This window comes from Corynebacterium uterequi (assembly GCF_001021065.1).
In the GTDB taxonomy this organism is placed as follows: domain Bacteria; phylum Actinomycetota; class Actinomycetes; order Mycobacteriales; family Mycobacteriaceae; genus Corynebacterium; species Corynebacterium uterequi.
Window position 1 is genome coordinate 610,197 of record NZ_CP011546.1, and the last position, 17,861, is coordinate 628,057.

Here is a 17,861-nt window from a genome sequence, read left to right on the forward strand (position 1 = left end):
GTATAAGCCTTTGGTGGCATGCCGAGGCCACCTACGGCGGCTTAGCCCGCGTGTCCACCGTCAAACCGGAAGAGCCCGGAATAGTCCCTGCCGGTGCCGTCGGGCCACGCCGGCGGCTGCCACCTGCCGGTGCCGGCGGGCGACGCCGGCGGCTGCCACCTGGTTGTGGCGGCGGGCGACGCCGGCGGCTGCCACCTGGTTGTGGCGGCCGCCTAGCTGACCGGGTAGTGCATCGCCGAGCCCGGACCGAGCGGGATGCCGAGGTAATACCAGGCAAGGAAGAAGAGGAACCAGCCGCTCATCATTGTCAGCGAGTACGGCAGGGCCAGGGACATGAGCGTGCCGACGCCGGCCTTGGAGTAATAGCGCTGCAGGAACGTGAGCGCCAGGGCGAAGTAAGGGCTCATCGGCGTGATGATGTTCGTCGGGGAGTCACCGATGCGGTAGAGCATCTGAGTAACTTCGGGGGCCACGCCCACGTACATCATCATGGGGACCACGATGGGCGCCATGAGTGCCCACTGGGCAGACCCGGACGTGATGAGCAGGTTCAACGATGCGACCATGATGACGAACGCAGCGAAAAGGACCACGGGCGGTAAGTCCCAGCGCTGCAGCAGCTCAGAACCCTTGATGGCGGTCCATTGGCCCAGGTTGGACCACTGGAACCAGGCCAGGAACTGCGACACCGCGAAGAAGAGGACGAACATCGGCACCAAGGTGGTGATCCCCTTGGCCATCATCTCGGGGATGTCACCGGCGGTGCTGATGGAACCGGTGGCCAGCCCGTAGGCCAACCCGATGCCCAGGAACATTAAGGAGATCGGCACCGCGATCGCGGTGATCAGCGGCGACGCCATGGGATCTCCCTCAGCGCCGGCCAGCGGGGACGCCGGAACCAGCAGCAGTGCGAAGTAGACAACGAGCATGCCTATCAGCGCGGCGGCGGCGACCTTCAGACCACGGATCTCAGAGGCGTTGAGCCGCAGCTGTTCCAGGCGTTCTTCATCGGTGTGAGCCGGGGATTCGCCGAAGGAAACCTCGTCGGTGTTGATGTGGTCGTGATCGATGAGCTCGTGTGCCTTGCCGTCGACGAAGAACTCGGTGACGGCGGTGATGATGAGCGACAGCACAATGGCGGAGGGGATGACAAAGTAGATGTTCGCCAGCGGGGTAACAACATAGTCTTGGTCCACGAGCTGCGCGGCGGAGGTGGAAATGCCTGATAGCAGCAGATCCGTGATGTTGAGCACCAGGGAGGCGTTAAAACCGGCGCTGGAGGCGGCGAACGCCACCATCGCGCCGACGATGGGGGAGCGGCCCAGCGCATAGAAGGCCATCGCACCCAGCGGGATGACGATGACATAGACGGCGTCCGACGCCACCGAACCGGTCACTCCGGCCAAGGCGACGGCGAAGGTGAGCGTGCGTGGTCCCGTCTTGGCCACGAGGGCACGGACCGCGGCGGCAAGCATGCCTGAGTACTCAGCGACGGCCACACCCAGCATGGCGATGATGATGACACCCAGCGGCGGGAAGCTGACGAAGTTGGTGACGGCCTCGGTGACCATCTGGGAGAGCCCAGCCGGGGTGAGCAGATTGACGACGTCGACCCGCTCCCCGGTATCCGGGCGGGTGGCGCTCATTCCGGCTAGCGAGCCCAGCCACGAGGCAACCGCTACCGTGCCCGACAGGATGACGAACAGCCAGAAGGGGTGGGGGAGTCGGTTGCCGATGCGTTCGACGGCGCCGAGAAACCCGGGGGCGCGTGAGCACGTCACCGCCGCTGCCCGCGCCGCGGTAGCGCCGATCGACTCCCAATCCAGTTCGGTGACGTTGTCCCTGGTGGCGCCGGCCGCGTCGAGCAACGCGCAGATCACCCCGGCGACGGTATCTCCCGCGCCGATGGTGTCCATCACCTCCGTCGGCACGCCGGGTACGTCGATGTGGCGCTGGCCGGCGCGAATAGCCAGTCCGTCGCTGCCGCGCGTGGTGACGACGACGGGCACCGTATTCACTGCGTCGCCGAAGAAGTCCAACTCCTCCTCGGACAGCTTGAGCACGCTCACCGACGGCAGCAGGCCGCGCAGGCGCCGGCGGTGATCGTCGGTGTCGCTCATCGGGCGGATGTTGGGGTCGAGAAGGACGACGGTGCCCTGCTCAGCAAGGGCCTCAGCGGTGCGCACGTAGCGCGATGCTGCAGGCTCCAGTGCCAACGACAAGGTACCGAAGGCGGCGACACGCGCCGGGTGTGGGCTCGAGGCGTTGAAGCGGTCCGCGGTACCGGCGACATAAAAGCTGTACGATGCCGACCCATCCGTGGCCAGGGTGGTCACCGCCAGCGTCGTCGGCTCAGGTCCGCGCTGGACGTGGCTGACGTCCACGCCATTATCGGCCAGCGTGTTGAGCAGCTGGGCACCAAAGGCGTCGGTAGAGATACGGGAGTGGAAGGCTACCTCGGCGCCCAAGCGGGCGGCGGCGATGGCGGCGTTGAAGGGACCTCCGCCGAGCGCCGGCGTGAGCGCGGCGAGCGGGTCATTGCTGGAAGGGACGAGGTCAACGAGGGCTTCGCCGTAGATGCGGATCATGATCGATAGTCCTAAATGAGCGGGTCGGTGATGCGGATGCCGCGTTCGAGGTGCTCGCAGACAATGCTGGCGCCGATTTCGTGGGAGCGGACGTACGTGGGCGAGGAGCACCCCCACCCGTCGAATGTAGTAACCAGGGTGTTGCCGGTGCCTTCGATGGGTGCAAGTTCCTCGTAGCGGTCCAGGACGGACATCGCCTCTTCGCAGTTGATGGTGCCCTTTTGCACCTCAGCCAGCCGCCAGCCTGCCGCGGCGCCGCACAGCTCAGGCGCGGTGACCACGACATCGCTGGTGTAGTGATCGGTGGCCAGGTTGGAGTGGGCCGACGCTGTGGGTTCACTCGCGTGGGCGAAGATGTCCGGGGTGGGGTCGGCCGCAGCGGTGGTTCCGGTGGTGCTTACCGAGCGATCTGGGCCGGTGATGGTGAACGCGGCAGCTTCAGACGAGCAGGTCAGCGTGTGCGCGTCCGGCGCGGCGCACGCCACCGAGCCCAGATCCACCCAGTCGCCGGTGGCCAGTTCGCTTTTCGCCGGGGGTGCGCCTTCGAGGAAACCCTCGTGGGTGGCCGAGGCGTCCAGGGTGATGATCTTCGAACCCGTGCAGGTCACAGCACCCCGGTTGAAGAAACACTCGCCGCGAGCGCCGTCGGTGGTGTAGACGAACCCGCCTGGATCACCAGTGGCGAGAACGAGGCCGTTCGGGTCTACCTGGTTGAGCCCGGTGACGTCGAGCCCGTGGACGAGGGTGCGCACCTCAGCAGGAGTGGTCGAGGTAGGAGCCGTCGAGGTCACAGTAATAGCGGGGGTACTGCTAGGCGCAGTGTCGTGCTCAGCGGGGTCGCTACAGCCGGTGAGCAGGAGCCCGACTGCGGCAGACACCACGGTGATGCCTACGAGACTGAAATGGCGGTGGGAGGAAGAGGGAAAAGAGTGGATCGTCACGGCGGAGTTCGCCTTTCGTGAGGAGCGAGGATGAGGTTGGTGTTATTCTCGCACACCACAAGCCCTACGAACCTTCATGAACGGTGAGAAATCGAGAGTATGTTCGAATATCTCGGGTGTATCGCTAGCGGGAGGAGAATAGGCCTCCACGAGCGTGGAAGGTGCGGTGTCGAGGGATCGAGTGTGGCCCGCGGATGGGTGGGGCCTTGTCTTTTCTAGGCGCCGGGGTGTAGAGTGAGCACCCTACCGCGGGACGTACCTGGTGTTACGCCCTTTCCTCATCCCGCGGCAGTATCTGGGGCTGATTTTGGTTTCGACTTCGGATATTGAGCCAGGGGAAGCGTGCCGGTGCAGGCTAGAGACCACCGTAAGCGTCGCAGCAACTGATAAGCGCCGAGAAGACCTCTCAGCGTGACTACGCCCTCGCTGCCTAATTAAGCGAGCTTGCGTGTCTGTCAGACCGGGTTCGTCACTGGCCCGGACCCTGGCATCGACTTAGGTGACTTGCTTCCCAGTCGCGTTGGCGGGGCTGGGAGGGACTGCTACCGCTAACTGGGCCCATCATCCGGGGCGGCGTCCGCCCAAGCCGGAGGGTCGAGCAGAGATCCATGCGGACTGCGCACGGAGAAGCCCTGGCGAAGTGCCGGAGGACCGGGGTTCAATTCCCCGCAGCTCCACAAAAGGCATTCCCCTGGTCGTCACTGACCGGGGGTTTTGTCGTATTTATGCTGGTAGAGCTCATGCTTTCATGCCTAGAGCGGCCGCAAGGTGCCGTGAAGTGACTTCACTACGGGAATCTAACGGGAAGGTTTCACGCTTCCCGGCTACCAGGAAGAGCTAGGCACGATGGGAACACGACGCAGCTTCGGGACGCTGCGAAAGAAGGGCAAGCGCTACTAGTGCGAGTACACGGGACCGGATCAACAGTTACACACCCCCGGCAAGTCCTTCACGACGAAAACAGACGCTGAAGGGTGGCTAGCGGCCGAACGTCGCCTAATGGAGCTAGAGCAGTGGACGCCACCGAAGCGCCGTAAGCAGCTCGAAAAGCAAGCCGCCACCACCGTGAGGCAGTGGTTGAACACGTTCCATGAGAACCTAAGCCACCGCACGAAACCGCCGCGCGAGTCCACCGTGCAGCACTACCTGCGCGTGACATCGAACCGGATCACGCAACCTCTAGCGCCCGGCGACCAAAACGAAGACATCACACGCCTAGCTTCCATACGGCTAGTCGACCTCAAGCGCCGTGATGTTTACCGGTGGTGGGATGCCGTACAGCGCACCTACCCTGGCGCGCACGCCGTCAACCATCATGCCTACAAACGCCTTAAGGCCGCATGTGCTGAAGCGGTACGCCGCGAGATGATTAGCGTCAACCCGGTGGACGTCCCAGACGCCGGGCGACGGGTACAGCCTGCGCCGGAGCATCTGACGTGGAATCGGAGGCCGGTACATCAGCGGCCGCTTCATTCGTAGACATAACTTGTTTGCCCCTCCTGGGAGAAAAACACATGGACATGCAAAAACCCCACAGAGCCCGCCAGGGGAATGTGGGGTCAATGCCGTGGCCATACAGGGAATTGCACCCTGGCCTACCCAACTAGGTGGCCTGTTTATGGCATAAGAAAACCCCGAACCACAACAGCGGAACGGGGTTAAGAAACTGTTTCCACATTAGGCGAAGCAGTCCCATGGAGCGCCAACAAAATCAGCAAGCTCAAGGTCTGACTCATTACCAGAGACAAGCCGTACATTTTTACGTACAACGGCGAACAAATGCTCCTGAATATCCTCTGGGAATTGATCATAGACATTTAGGAAGTAGCTCATAATCCCATCAGCTACCTGTCCAGCATGAGCATCGTCACGGCATCCATCGAGCACCAATGAGTCAACATCCGGCCCATTCTCGATAAGATAGTTGAATAGGTCGATTGGGCTGTCGAACTGTGGAATATCCATCTTAATTACCTTTCGGGTAGCCATACGGCAGCGCAGGAACGCCGTTAACAACCTTAAACTTAACAATAATACCCTTATCGCCGACTTTACCAGTAACTTTTACCCGGTAATCATAGTCTGCTTTCCATTCATTCCCCTGCGGATCAGCAACTAATTTCTGTGGAGCTTGCTCGACTGTAATGTCTCCCCCTTCGAGTACATCCCGTATGGCATCGACAATCTCTTGGTCACTCCACGAGGCGGAAAAAGTCGTACCCTTGATGTTGCTGTCATGCCTGTGCCCAAACCTGTTGTCCATGGAATAGTCACCAGGCGACCTCCGCTGAGATGATGCACGCCTGCGCCCCCACGGCGGGGCTGTCCTCCAACCGTAAAGAACATGCCCAGGGATTTGTTGCAGAGGGGGAAGCGGCACCACCACGGAACCGCCCTTGCCTACCTTTGCCAACCTCTCTGTCTTACCCCGGTATTCGGGAACGTTGACCCCAGGAATATCCGGAAACTTTACCTGCGTCTGCAAAATCTTCGAGCGCCGGTCCAAGTAATTCTTCCACTCCCTGTAGGCCTCAGCCTCGCCACCACCGCCCCTAGTGGCCTTCTTCCACGCCTGCTCAAGCTCGCGATTAACGGCAGGCAACGGGGCTTGCTCGCTGACCTCGACCGCTACACAGCGACAATGGTCATGGTAGCGAGTAGATTTCGTCATACCCGCGGTATCTGCAGAATACACCGCACCGCGTGACGCCAGCATCAAGCACCAATTGCACGCTCCCGGTTCAGGCACACGAGCGAACAGTGTCCCTTCAGCAATGTTTGTCTGAATCGTCTCACGAGCAGGCTGCAAAACAAGGCGATTGAGAGCGCCGGAAAGCTTCTTAAACGTCACGGCATTAAACTCAGCGCCGGAGTACTGCTCACCTTTTGCAATAAACTTCTCCCAATCCTTATTACTTAACCGTGTCGCGCTCCGATACGCAGACACCGCCTGTCCATACTCTACCGGTGCCGCAACATCAGGGTACGCAGCACCAGCCAGCGTCTCGTCAAGTGAGCGTTGTAGAAACAAATAGTCTGCCGCAGACCGAGCCGCCTGCTCACCGTAAGCCTGCACAATCGCCGTGAACGGCTCTTCCAACAACTCCCTACGGCGCAAGAAGCCTGTTCCCTCTGTCCGGTCCCACCAAGCAGTGAAGTCCTGCAAGGCCAGCTTTCCCAAGCCTTCAAGGGAACCAACGTAATCACGGCGAATCTGCTGATAATCCATCAGTCAACTCTCCTATCCCCTCGTCTGCGAAGATGGGAGCCTGCTTCGCAGACGTTGCTGACCCCGCCAACATCGCGGCACGGGCATCGACCCGCTGCTGCGCTACCTCGCGTTCCAACAGCCGCTGTTCCTCCGGGGTGAAACCAACACGGTCCCAAATCACCCGAGAATTACCCGGCGCCAAACCCGCCTGCACGGCCTTGACCATCGCGTCCATCGTCGCACCAACCGTTGGTGTGGCCGGGTTACCCCAGCGCGTCCGCGATGCCTCAACATCAGCCACAGGCATACCGTCACGCCCGGCACGCACCAGGCGGGAGACCTGCGACCAGGAGCGGCCAAAAGACTTCTGGCGTCGCTCCGCGCGCTTAACCAGTCGTGCTTCCATCGCGCGGATAGCGTCGGCTGATGTTGCTTGGTCGCCTCGTAGACCGAAGTAGTGTGACGGCAAACCAGCCTCGGCGGCAGCCAGCTGCGCTAGTCCCTCGATTTGGTCAAGGAAAGGGCCCGGCGGCTGCGGGGCGAACTCGCCAAGCTTCGGCTCACGCTCATCATCACCAACCGCGCCCGTCGACCACACGCGCCCTGTGAGAATCTGCCACGGATTCAGAGGGCGACCATCAGGGCCAACGAAATCATCAGCACTCATGCCAATCGCATAACGCTGCGGCGCCGAGAAGAACTCACGGTTGACATCCATCGAAATCAGGGTGCGCACTGCAGCGTCCGCGTATCGGCGCAGTGGCGCAGTCACCTCAGACTTCCCGCCACGGTCACCGATACGAGACCGATTAACGAACGGCACAATCTGAACCGCCCCGAGGTTATTACGCTGACGGCCGACAATCTCCCACGGGGAACCATGACGCTCCCTACGCGCCTTAACCACCTGGTCCGGCAACCACAGGTCAACGCCAACAACCTCACCGTCTTTAACCTCACGGGTTAGTGCCGCGTCGAACAGTCGGGTGCGCGGGTTTAGTAGTCCGGTGGTGTTGTTCGCGTCGTGGCCACGGATAAGCTGCTCCGGCTCCCCCACACCACCACCAGTCACCGAAACAAACCCGATGCCGTAAATCAGTGTGTCGAGGTGAACCTGCCCGGACTCCTCATCCAAAGCATTCGCTTCAAACGCATCAACCAAATCGTCATCGGCGTAGCCGAGGAAGTCCAGGCGTTCCTCGAGCACATCAACTGCTGTGCCAGCCCAGCCGGAGACGGTTTTCAGCATCCGGCCAATATGCTCCGGAGCAGAGATGCTTAGCAGCTTCGCCGAGAACGAACCATCATAGTAGGCAGCGTGCTCACGGTTCGCCACCGAGTGCGCCACAATCTGCGCCAGCATCGAATCCACCAGCGCCTTCTCCTCACGAGAAAAAACATCCGCTACCATACTGTCACCTTCCTCCTAGCCCTTACCGGCTTCACAGGACGCTTCGCCCTCGAATACGTCCGCCCCGTACACGCCAACGTCGCCGCCACCAACGGAGTAATGTCCGCGTCCGGGTTCGACCTGTTCCACGCCCACGCATCACCAAGCTTGCGTTTCCTGGCAGCCGCAGCCGCCAAGTTCAACGACGGCTGATCCAAATGCCGGAAATCATGCGACATCACAGCGTCATACAATTGCGCCGTTGCCGCGGCCATAATGCTCGACCCGATACGCGAGACTTTGATGCCCTCCGCCTCCAATGGGTCAATCAACGACCCAGCCGGCGACAACACATCGATAAGAACCGCGCGGGCTTCCTGCTTCTCCAAAATTGCCTTCAGGCGCGGGATAACCCACTCAGGTGTGCCGCGGCGGTTTTCAATCACATCCGCCCACACATGACCATCAACAGTCATGCCGGCAGCCGCGATAGACGCCGAATCACGCGACGGAGCAATATCAATTGCTAACGCCACCGGCTCCCCATCATCAGACAAATTCGGGTCAGCGCACGCCTGCCAATCCTCCAACGGCAACACACGCGACGTCCGCTCCACATCCCAGACGCCTAAACGCTCACGACGAAACGAATCATCATCCATCGCCGCCCGCTCAGACTGCACAGTTTGCAACGTGATACGCCGGCCCAACGCAGGATTCGCCTGATACCACAAATCCACATCATCAGCATCAATCAGAGCCCTGTCCTCCGACGGCAACACCGACCACTCAGCCCACCACAACGTCGAATCTGTCCCCGCATGAGCCGCATCATGAGTGCGCCGAAACACCTCACCATGCAGATCAGTCGGCGCCGGCGGCGTTCCCATGATGATCTGCTGCGTGTCCTCACCAGCAGCCGAAATCGTCGGCAACAACGCCGACAACGCCTCATCGTTCATCTCCTGCGCCTCCTCCATCACCAAGGTGTCCACGCTGAACCCACGGCCCGACGACTTCGACCTGGCAATGAACTCGCAACTACCGCCATTGACCAGCTTCACATGCTCCTGGCCGTTGACCTTACGGAAGCCGCCAAGGCGGGTGATGATGATCTGGCGTGGTGGCCGAAGGCATCGTTGAAAACCGGGTCGAAGTCGGCAGGTACCGTTCGTAACAATCCTTCTTTTTGTTTCTCTTCCGAGAGACCCTTCACCCCACTGACCAGGGCTGACTCCTATTCAGCCAGACTCCGGTACCTTATCTCCCATGCGTTACCTCCGCCGTCGTCCCGGCACCCGCTCCGCCGCCTCTCAGTTGCTCAGCCTCGTGACCGCTATCTCCACCGCGCTCGGTGGGGACGCCATCGTCGACGCCGCGTCGAGCCTGCTTGTCTCCTCCTCGAACGCCGCAGGCAGCAGCAACGAGCAGCAACGTGGAATTGAACACCGCTCGCTGACCCTGGGTGAGGCACACGTTGAGGGCATGACCGTTCCCGTGCGCGGGCAGGTCGTTCTTCCCGCCGATCACTCCGCGCCCGCACCGCTAGTCATTATTTCCCACCTGCGCGGTCCGAACTGCTCCGATGACACGGTGGCCTATCCGTGCCCGCCGGGAACCACTGAGCGTCGTTTCGATGAAGGCATGGTCTACCTGGGCGAACACCTCGCCGAGCAGGGCTACGCCGTCGTCATCCCGGACCTGTCCGCGGTGTGGTCGGGAGCGGACCTCACCACCCCGTATGACCAGTTGGGCTTGTGGGAGCAGGTCGTCGCCGCGTTGGTCGGGCAGTTGCCCAGCGATTCCGTAGACACCAGCCGCGTCCATGTCGTCGCGCACTCGCGGTCGTCGGCGGTGCCGCAGGTGGTGCGCCGGATGTACCCGGACGCCCAGGTGAAAGTCCTGGCCTACGGGCCCGCCTACGAGGTGATCCCGGGTCTGCCCGCCACCGAGGCCGGCCCGGACGTGGACTACCTTGCGCTCGTCGGTGGTGAGGATCAGGACGTGGGCACGGCGGCGATGCTCTGGCTGGGTGCGCACGCGGGTGAGCAGCGCACGCACACCGCCCGCGCCGTCGAGCTGCCGGGCCTGGGCCATAACTACATCAACCGCACCCTGAGTGCGGCGGGTAAGGATGACCGCACCGGCTGTGACCTCATCGATTGCCCCGACGCCACCGCGCACGAGGAGGCACTGAAGCAGGCAGCCACCTCCTTCTTTGCCGGTGAGCCGGTGAAGGCGCCGTCGCGGGAGTTCGTCGTCCCGGCCGGTGCGCGCTTTATCGCTCCGGATCGTTTCGGTGAAACGTGCACCCCGGAGGATTCGATGAACCCCAACCCTGGACCCAAAGCGTGCCCCATCCCGGACGTCGGCGTGGTTGCGGGTTACGCGGATGTGGCCATCGGCACCCAGTTCCGCGCCGAAGCACACGGCGAGGCGTCGGCGCTCGCCGTGCACCTGGCGCCCTTCGGCAGCAGCGACGTTCCCGCCGACGTCACCGTGGAGGTGGCATTTGCCGACGGCACTTCGTTCACCCACACCATCGGTGCGGATCACCCCGCGCTGGTCAGCCGCGCGGGGGAGTACTCGAACGGGCTGTATTACCCGGCGACGGCCGTCGTCGAGCTGCCGAACCCCGGTACGGTCACCGAGGTGAGCCTGCACGCGAGCCGGGACGTCGTCGTGGCCGGGGCACACCTGGTTCCCTAACCGGCGCTTGCAGGCCCTATGCGGCGTCGGCGGCGTCCGCGCCGTCGAGGTGCATGTCCTTGCCGGCGCCCCGGGGCAACACGAGCAAGGTAGCGGCTAGGGCGATGACCGCCATGATCCACACCGAGCCCATGGCCACCATGCCGGCCTGGCGCTCGGCGATGTTGTGCTGCACGCCCACGAAGGCGATCGCCTCGGGCAGCCAGGCCACGCCGTCGGTGTTGAAGGCGGTGAACATCGCCGTCGGGATGGCCACGCCGAAGGCAGCGCCCAGGGAGGACGCCATCTTGTAGATGCCCGCGCCGGCGCCGGTGTGCTCCGGCGGCAGGGACGTCAGCGCCGCGTCCGTGGACGGGGTCGCGTAGAGCGCGAGGCCCAGGCCATAGACGGTGAACGCAATAATGACGAGGACGACGTAGGTGTGGGTGGTGACGTTGGTCGCCATGAGCAGCGTGATGGCGATGACCACCAGGATCAGCCCGGCGCTCATGGGCGCCTTGGAACCGACCTTCTGCTGCAGTTTCTCGCCCACGCGGATGCACCCGATGAGCGCGACGGCGTAGCCGATAGTGAGGTACCCGGTCTGCTCCGGGGTCATGTCGGCGCCAGACTGGATGACCCACATGGATACGGGGATGAGCCCGGCGGTGGCGTTGGCGAGGAAGTTGGACAGCGTCGCGCCGGTGAACACGAGGTCTTTGAATACGGCAAGGTCAACGATGGGATGATGGGCGCGGCGTTCCGCTCGGAGGAAAAGCCAGAAGACCACCGCGAAGGTGACCGCCAGGGCGACGATGGTGGGGCTGAGCCAGCCGAGGTCTGCGCCCATGGTCACCACGATCTGCAGCGCCACCATGGACAACGCCAGGGTGATAATGCCCGCGTAGTCCGTGTGCGAGGAAACGCCCTTCGCTGGGGCGGATTCGGGAATCCGGCTGATGATGGCGATGGCGACCAGCGACACCGCGATGGATACGTAAAACACTGATACCCACCCCAGCGCGGTGGCGCTGAGCATTCCGGAGAGAAACGCCGCCACGGACGTCCCACCCCAGGAACCGATGGACCACATGCTCACCGCGCGTTGCCGGTCGGCGCCCGACCAGTAGGTGCGCACGAGCGACAAGGTGGCGGGCATGATCGACGCCGCAGCCAGGCCTTGAAGGATGCGCCCGAGCAGCAGCATGACAGCCGGAAGGGTGGCGCCGGCGACGACGATGCACAGCGAACCCGCAATGTTGAGACCGTTGCCGATGATGGCCAGCCGCACTCGACCGAAGCGGTCCGCCATGCCGCCGAGCGCCACGATGAACATCCCGGAGAACAGCGCCGTGATGGCGATGGCCACGTTGAGCAGCGAGGCGGAGATCCCCAGGTCTTCGGCCATGAGAGGGCCGATGTTGAGCGTCGACTGGGCAAACAGCCAGAACGTCAAAACGGAGAGCACCAGCCCGGCGAGGGCGACGTCGTTGCCGCGGTAGTCGGTTTTCTGCGTCGTTAAGTGGGCCATTGTCGTGATGTCCTCCACGGCTTGACGGTCGTTATGCGTGCTCGGCGGGGCGATCCGCCCGCTGAGGTCTTCACCTATGAAAGATTACGCACCCGAGTTGCATCGACGCGACCAAAACAGTGGATTGGGCCCCGCACTGGCGGCATGTCTTCGCCGGTTAGTGTTGATGGGCGTGACGAAAAAACCGCTTTCCTCGCCCTCGCCCACGCCGGCGCGCGCCGTGGGTGCGCTTCTGTTGTCTAGGCCGCTGAGCACCGCCGACCTGCGGGAGCTGCTCGACGAGGCCGGGCTCAACCCGGGCGGCGACGGCACCGCCCTCGCCGTCGAACGAGGCGGTATGCATGTGGGGCTCACGGTGATCGAGCGGTCCCTCGGCGGCGACGGGGTACTACGAAACATTCACCCCATCTCGGCAACCCCGCCGGAGGTGGAGGCGATTGTCGATCACCGTGCCCACGTGGTGATCCTCGCCTTCGGTTCCGCCGACGCCTCCGTGGAGGTGCACGAGCTCCATGCGCAGGTGGTGGCGGCCCTGGCCGACGCGCCTGAGGTGGTGGGCTACGCCATCGACGGGACAACGTGGTCGGCCTCGGCGCTGAGGGACGTGGTGAGTGAGCAGGCGAAGCTGCCCGTGGAATTGTGGGCGCCGGTGTGGGCGTGGGAAGGCGAGGCCGGAACCACCGCCTACTCCTACGGACTGTCCCACTTCGGCGGCTGGGAAGTGCAGGTGGTCGACGCCGCGCTAGGCGTCGAGGAGGCCTACGTTGTCCTGCTTGAGCTGGTACACCGCGTGGTCACCGGGGTGCGGCTCGACGACGGCGCCGTCGTGAACACTCCAAGCGGTGTGACGGCGCGAGTAGAGGCTGCGGCGTGGGTGATCGATCCCACAATGCCGGCGTGGCGTTTGGTGTTCTAAACGGTTGCGAAGTCTCGGTCGATACATCTAAACTCGGTGAAGTCAGCTAGACGACGTATCAACAAAAAGGTGTGAATATGAACTGCCTGACCAGCGCAGCCCTTCGTGTTATCCCGGGCGCCTTCATTCTCAACTCCGGCTACGGCAAGATTAGCGCCGACGCTGAGACCTCCGCGTACCTCCAGGGCTTCGCCGCCACGGCGATCCCGGCCGTGAACAAGATCCCGACCGAGAAGTTCGGCCCGCTGCTCGGTTACTCGGAGACCGCCCTGGGTGCGGCGCTGCTCGCGCCCTTCGTTCCCAACGCGCTGGCCGGCGCTGGCCTCACCGCGTTCTCTGCAGGTCTGCTCTCGATGTACTTCGCTGACCCGGAGAACCGCGAGGAGGACGGCATCCGCCCGTCCAACAAGGGCCTGTCCCTGGCCAAGGACTCCTGGCTGCTCGCCATCGGCCTGGGCCTGCTCGCCGGCGGCCTGACCGGCAAGGGCAAGTAGCTCGCCGGCATCTTTTCGAGCCCACCCCCGTAGTGATGGGGGTGGGCTTTGTCGTGTGCGCTGGCTGGGATGGGGCTGGGTATTGATTATCAAAATATTGCCATGATACAGTTCTGCTTAGCCTACCCTTAGTTAGTTCTGGTGGGCTCTATATCTCTACTGTGAAAGGACATATCGATGGTGAACATGAAGCGCGCTGTCATCGCTCTCCTCGCCGCCACCTCCCTGGGGCTCACGGCCTGCCAGGGCACGGCTGACCAGGCCGGTGACGCCACCTCCTCCGCCACCTCTGCCGCGTCGGAGGCCGCCTCCGACGCCAAGGACACCGCCGCCGGCACCATCGAGGTCGAGGACAACCACGGCGTGCAGACCGTGCCGGCCGACCCCAAGGCCGTCGTCGCGCTCGATAACCGCTCCTTCGAGATCCTCGCTGACTGGGGAGTGGAGCTGGTCGCCGCCCCGAAGAAGCTCATCCCGCCCACCATCGAGGAATACAAGACCGACGACAGCATCGTCGACCTCGGCAACCACCGCGAGCCGGACCTGGAGGCCCTGGCCGCCGCCCAGCCGGACCTCATCGTCTCCGGGCAGCGCTTCCAGAAGTACTACGAGGACCTCGGCAAGCTGGCCCCGGAGGCCGCCATCGTGGAATTCGAGCCGAAGAAGGGCGAGCCGCTCGACGAAGAGCTGCGCCGCCACGCCGAGGGCCTGGGCAAGGTCTTCGGCAAGGAAGCCGAGGCCGAGAAGCTCATCGCTGATTTCGACGCCGCCCTGGAGCGTGCGAAGGCCGCCTACAACGGCGAGGACACCGTCATGGCTGTCAACGTCTCCGGCGGCGACATCGGATTCATTGCCCCCAGCGTCGGCCGCACCTACGGTCCGCTGTTCGACCTGCTGGGTCTCAAGCCCGCCCTGGAGGTTCCGGAAGGCTCCTCCAACCACAAGGGTGACGACATCTCCGTCGAGACCATCGCAGAGTCCAACCCGACGTGGCTGCTCGTCCTTGACCGCGACGCCGGCACCTCCAAGGCGACCGAGGCCGGCTTCAAGAATGCCGAGCAGGTTCTCAAGGAAGCTGAGGCGCTGGCCAACGTCACCGCTGTGAAGGAAGGCAACGTCTACATCGCACCGTCGGACACCTACACCAACGAGTCGATCATCACGTACACCGAGATCCTCAACGCCATCGCCGACCAGTTCGAGGCGGCCAAGTAAGGTTACGGTTATCTAACCCCGTACACTTTGAAGAGGTGAAGCGAGCCAACGCTTCGCCTCTTTTCTTAATGATCGACCATTAAGTGAGAACGATGTCACCTAGCACCCTCACCCTCGCGGAGGACAGGGCCGGGAGAACCCGCGCGCCGCTGATCTCTGCGACCTTCCTCGCCGCCGCCGTCGGCGTCGTCGCGCTCCTCGCGGCTTCTCTCCTCGTAGGGGAGTACTCGCTGCTCAGCGACGGCGGCCGCGAGATGTTCTTCATCACCCGTGTGCCCCGCACCGTTGCCCTCGTGCTGTCCGGCGCGGCGATGGCCATGTCTGGACTGGTCATGCAGATGCTCACTCAGAACCGCTTCGTGGAACCCACCACCACGGGCACCACCGAGTGGGCGGGCCTCGGCCTGCTCATCGTCATGTTCTTCCTGCCCACGGCTAACATCCTTGAGCGCATGATCGGCTCGGTGATCTTCGCCTTCGTGGGAACCATGGTGTTCTTCCTTTTTCTACGTAGCGTGAGCCTGCGTTCGTCGCTCATCGTGCCCATCATCGGCATCATGCTCGGCGCCGTCGTCGGCGCGCTGTCGACCTTCTTCGCCCTTCAAGCCGACATGCTCCAGCAGATCAGCATCTGGTTCGCCGGCTCCTTCACCGCCGTCTACCGGGGCCAATACGAGGTGTTGTGGGTTGTCGCCGTCGTAGTCGTCGCCGTGTTTGTCGTCGCCGATCGGCTCACCGCGGCCGGCCTTGGCGAGGACATCGCCACCAACATCGGCGTCAACTACAACCGGATGGTCATCCTCGGCACCGGCATGATCGCCATCGCCACCGGGGTGGTCACCGTGGTGGTGGGCTCCCTGCCGTTCTTGGGGCTCATCGTTCCCAACATTGTGTCGATGACCCGCGGCGACGACCTCCGCTCCAACCTCCCCTGGGTGGTGCTCACCGGCATCGGCGTCGTCACGGTATGCGACCTCATCGGGCGCACGATCATTTCCCCGTTCGAGATGCCGGTCTCCGTCATCCTCGGCATCGTCGGCGCCGCCGTGTTCATCCTGTTGATTGTGAGGCAGACCCGACGTGGCTAACACAACCTACGACGTCGCCGCGGCCCCCGCCGCCGAATGCCGCTTCGCCGGCGCGTTCCCCACCGCCACCGCCCGTCGACGCTACTGGCTCATCCTCACCATCATCCTCGGGCTATCCGGGCTGTTCGCCCTGGGCCTGTTGGCCTACGACAACCCCATGCCCTTCGGCAGCGAGACCTTCTGGGTCATCGCACAGCGACGCCTCAACTCGGTCTTCGCCATGGTCATCGTGGCCGTCTGCCAGGCCCTAGCCACCGTGGCCTTCCACACCGTGACCAACAACCGGATCATCACCCCGTCCATCATGGGATTCGAGTCCCTGTTCCGAGTCATTAACACCTCGACGGTGTACTTCCTCGGCGCCGCTGGCTTGCTCAACTCCGAAACCCTGTCGATGTTCATCCTCCAGGTCGTGCTCATGGTGGGGTTGTCCCTCGTCCTCTACTCCTGGCTGCTGACAGGCGAGAGCGGAAACATGCATGCCATGCTGCTCGTCGGCATCATCATCGGCGGGGGACTGGGATCGGTCGCCACCTTCATGCAAAGGATGCTCGACCCCAACGAGTTCGACATCCTCACCGCCCGCATGTTCGGCTCCGTCAACAACGTCGAGTCCGACTACTACGTAGTCGCGATCCCCCTGGTCATCGCTGCCTCAGTGGTCATTGTCGTCAACTCGCGCAATCTCAACGCCGTCTCCCTCGGCCGGGAGGCCGCCACCAACCTGGGGCTGAACTACCGATTCCACGCCATCACCATCCTCGTCATGGTGAGCGTGCTCATGGCCGTGTCGACGGCGCTCGTCGGCCCCATGACCTTCCTCGGATTCCTCGTCGCCACCCTCGCGTACCAGTGCGCCGACACCTACGACCACCGATACATCCTGCCCATGGCCGTCGCGATCGGGTTCGTCGTCCTTAGCTCGGCCTACTTCGTCATGAATCACATCTTCTACGCGCAGGGCGTAGTTTCCATCATCATCGAGCTGGTCGGCGGCTCGGTGTTCCTCTTCGTCGTCTTGAGAAAGGGACGCTTGTGATTACCCTGACCAACGTTCGCAAGGAGTACGCCTCCGACGTCGCCATCGGCCCCGTCGACCTGGAAATCCCGGCAGGCGGCATCACCGCCCTCGTCGGGCCGAACGGCGCCGGAAAGTCGACGCTGCTCACCATGATCGGGCGGCTGCTGGCCATCGACGAAGGGGCCATCAAGGTGGCCAACTACGACGTGTCCACCACGAAATCCAAAGACCTCGCCCGCGTCGTGTCCATCCTTAGGCAGGAAAACCACTTCATCACCAAGCTCACGGTGCGCCAACTCGTGGGCTTCGGTCGCTTTCCTTACTGCAAAGGCCGGCTCACCGCGGAGGACGAACGCATCGTCTCGCGCTACATCGACTTCCTCAACCTCCGCGAACTTGAGGGCCGCTACCTCGACCAACTCTCCGGCGGGCAGCGGCAACGCGCCTACGTGGCGATGGTGCTCAGCCAAGAAACGGACTATGTCCTGCTTGACGAGCCGCTCAACAACCTTGACATCGCCCACTCCGTGCAGATGATGCAGCACCTCAGCCGAGCGGCCCGAGAGTTCGGGCGCACGATCATCGTGGTGCTACACGACATCAACTTCGCCGCCCGCTACGCCGACTACATTTGCGCCGTCAAGGACGGCTGCATCGAAGCCTTCGGCACGGTCGCCGAAGTCATGACCGACGACCTCCTTACCGACATTTTCAACACGCCGGTGACCGTCATCGATGGCCCCGACGGGCCCCTGGCCTGCTACCACTAGGCGGGTAC

General features: G+C 63.0%; 15 protein-coding genes and 1 other RNA gene. 9 read left to right on the top strand and 7 right to left on the bottom strand.

The features are described from left to right. Window positions 1-93: 93 nt before the first annotated feature. On the top strand, window positions 94-216 hold the full coding sequence (locus CUTER_RS11950) for a hypothetical protein (RefSeq protein WP_269079418.1): 123 nt from the start codon (window positions 94-96) through the stop codon (window positions 214-216). Here CUTER_RS11950 and CUTER_RS02880 read toward each other — a convergent pair. Together CUTER_RS02880 and CUTER_RS02885 are read right to left on the bottom strand one after the other, a co-directional pair. Next, complete coding sequence (locus tag CUTER_RS02880; protein ID WP_082121239.1) at window positions 213-2,588, bottom strand: PfkB family carbohydrate kinase; 2,376 nt, start codon at window positions 2,586-2,588, stop codon at window positions 213-215. The two genes, CUTER_RS11950 and CUTER_RS02880, sit on opposite strands and share 4 nt — an antisense overlap. A gap of 11 nt (window positions 2,589-2,599) precedes the next feature. After that, the gene (locus CUTER_RS02885; RefSeq protein ID WP_144412239.1) at window positions 2,600-3,466 is read right to left on the bottom strand and encodes a hypothetical protein; all 867 of its coding nucleotides are present in this window, start codon (window positions 3,464-3,466) and stop codon (window positions 2,600-2,602) included. A gap of 360 nt (window positions 3,467-3,826) precedes the next feature. On the opposite strand from CUTER_RS02885, the gene ssrA reads away from it, so the two are divergent. Beyond that, window positions 3,827-4,209: a transfer-messenger RNA gene (ssrA, locus tag CUTER_RS11240) on the top strand. A gap of 997 nt (window positions 4,210-5,206) precedes the next feature. Here ssrA and CUTER_RS02895 read toward each other — a convergent pair. The 4 genes from CUTER_RS02895 to CUTER_RS02910 are packed head-to-tail and all read right to left on the bottom strand — an operon-like array spanning window position 5,207 to window position 9,194. Next, window positions 5,207-5,494, bottom strand: coding sequence for a hypothetical protein (locus tag CUTER_RS02895; protein ID WP_047259164.1), 288 nt, complete (start codon window positions 5,492-5,494; stop codon window positions 5,207-5,209). A gap of 1 nt (window position 5,495) precedes the next feature. Further along, entirely contained in the window at window positions 5,496-6,758 is a 1,263-nt protein-coding gene (locus CUTER_RS11005; protein ID WP_052844001.1) for a VG15 protein, read from the bottom strand. Then, window positions 6,733-8,103: a phage portal protein gene (locus CUTER_RS02905; RefSeq protein WP_236684779.1), complete on the bottom strand. Its 1,371-nt coding sequence runs from the start codon at window positions 8,101-8,103 to the stop codon at window positions 6,733-6,735. Before CUTER_RS02905 ends, CUTER_RS11005 begins: the two co-directional genes overlap by 26 nt. A gap of 41 nt (window positions 8,104-8,144) precedes the next feature. Then, window positions 8,145-9,194 (bottom strand): hypothetical protein, encoded by a 1,050-nt coding sequence (locus CUTER_RS02910; RefSeq protein WP_201775045.1) that lies wholly within the window; start codon window positions 9,192-9,194, stop codon window positions 8,145-8,147. Between the two features lie 205 nt (window positions 9,195-9,399). On the opposite strand from CUTER_RS02910, the gene CUTER_RS02915 reads away from it, so the two are divergent. Then, window positions 9,400-10,839 (top strand): alpha/beta hydrolase, encoded by a 1,440-nt coding sequence (locus tag CUTER_RS02915; protein WP_047259166.1) that lies wholly within the window; start codon window positions 9,400-9,402, stop codon window positions 10,837-10,839. Between the two features lie 16 nt (window positions 10,840-10,855). Here the strand turns inward: CUTER_RS02915 and CUTER_RS02920 are convergent, their stop codons facing one another. Further along, a complete protein-coding gene (locus CUTER_RS02920; protein WP_047259167.1) occupies window positions 10,856-12,349 on the bottom strand; it encodes an MFS transporter in 1,494 nt (497 codons plus the stop codon). Between the two features lie 172 nt (window positions 12,350-12,521). Here CUTER_RS02920 and CUTER_RS02925 point away from each other — a divergent pair, with 172 nt between their 5' ends. The 6 genes from CUTER_RS02925 (at window position 12,522) to CUTER_RS02950 (ending at window position 17,853) form a co-directional block, all read left to right on the top strand. Continuing rightward, a complete protein-coding gene (locus CUTER_RS02925) occupies window positions 12,522-13,265 on the top strand; it encodes a hypothetical protein (RefSeq protein ID WP_144412241.1) in 744 nt (247 codons plus the stop codon). A gap of 77 nt (window positions 13,266-13,342) precedes the next feature. Continuing rightward, window positions 13,343-13,759, top strand: a complete 417-nt coding sequence (locus CUTER_RS02930) for a hypothetical protein (protein ID WP_047259169.1) — start codon at window positions 13,343-13,345, stop codon at window positions 13,757-13,759. 177 nt (window positions 13,760-13,936) lie between these two features. Next, window positions 13,937-14,974 carry a siderophore ABC transporter substrate-binding protein gene (locus tag CUTER_RS02935; RefSeq protein WP_047259170.1) on the top strand — a complete coding sequence of 346 codons (1,038 nt, stop codon included), beginning with the start codon at window positions 13,937-13,939 and terminating at the stop codon, window positions 14,972-14,974. A 92-nt stretch (window positions 14,975-15,066) separates the two neighbouring features. Continuing rightward, complete coding sequence (locus CUTER_RS02940; RefSeq protein ID WP_047259171.1) at window positions 15,067-16,062, top strand: ABC transporter permease; 996 nt, start codon at window positions 15,067-15,069, stop codon at window positions 16,060-16,062. Beyond that, the gene (locus CUTER_RS02945; protein ID WP_047259172.1) at window positions 16,055-17,101 is read left to right on the top strand and encodes an iron chelate uptake ABC transporter family permease subunit; all 1,047 of its coding nucleotides are present in this window, start codon (window positions 16,055-16,057) and stop codon (window positions 17,099-17,101) included. Before CUTER_RS02940 ends, CUTER_RS02945 begins: the two co-directional genes overlap by 8 nt. Further along, a complete protein-coding gene (locus CUTER_RS02950) occupies window positions 17,098-17,853 on the top strand; it encodes an iron ABC transporter ATP-binding protein (RefSeq protein WP_047259173.1) in 756 nt (251 codons plus the stop codon). Before CUTER_RS02945 ends, CUTER_RS02950 begins: the two co-directional genes overlap by 4 nt. Window positions 17,854-17,861 lie beyond the last annotated feature (8 nt).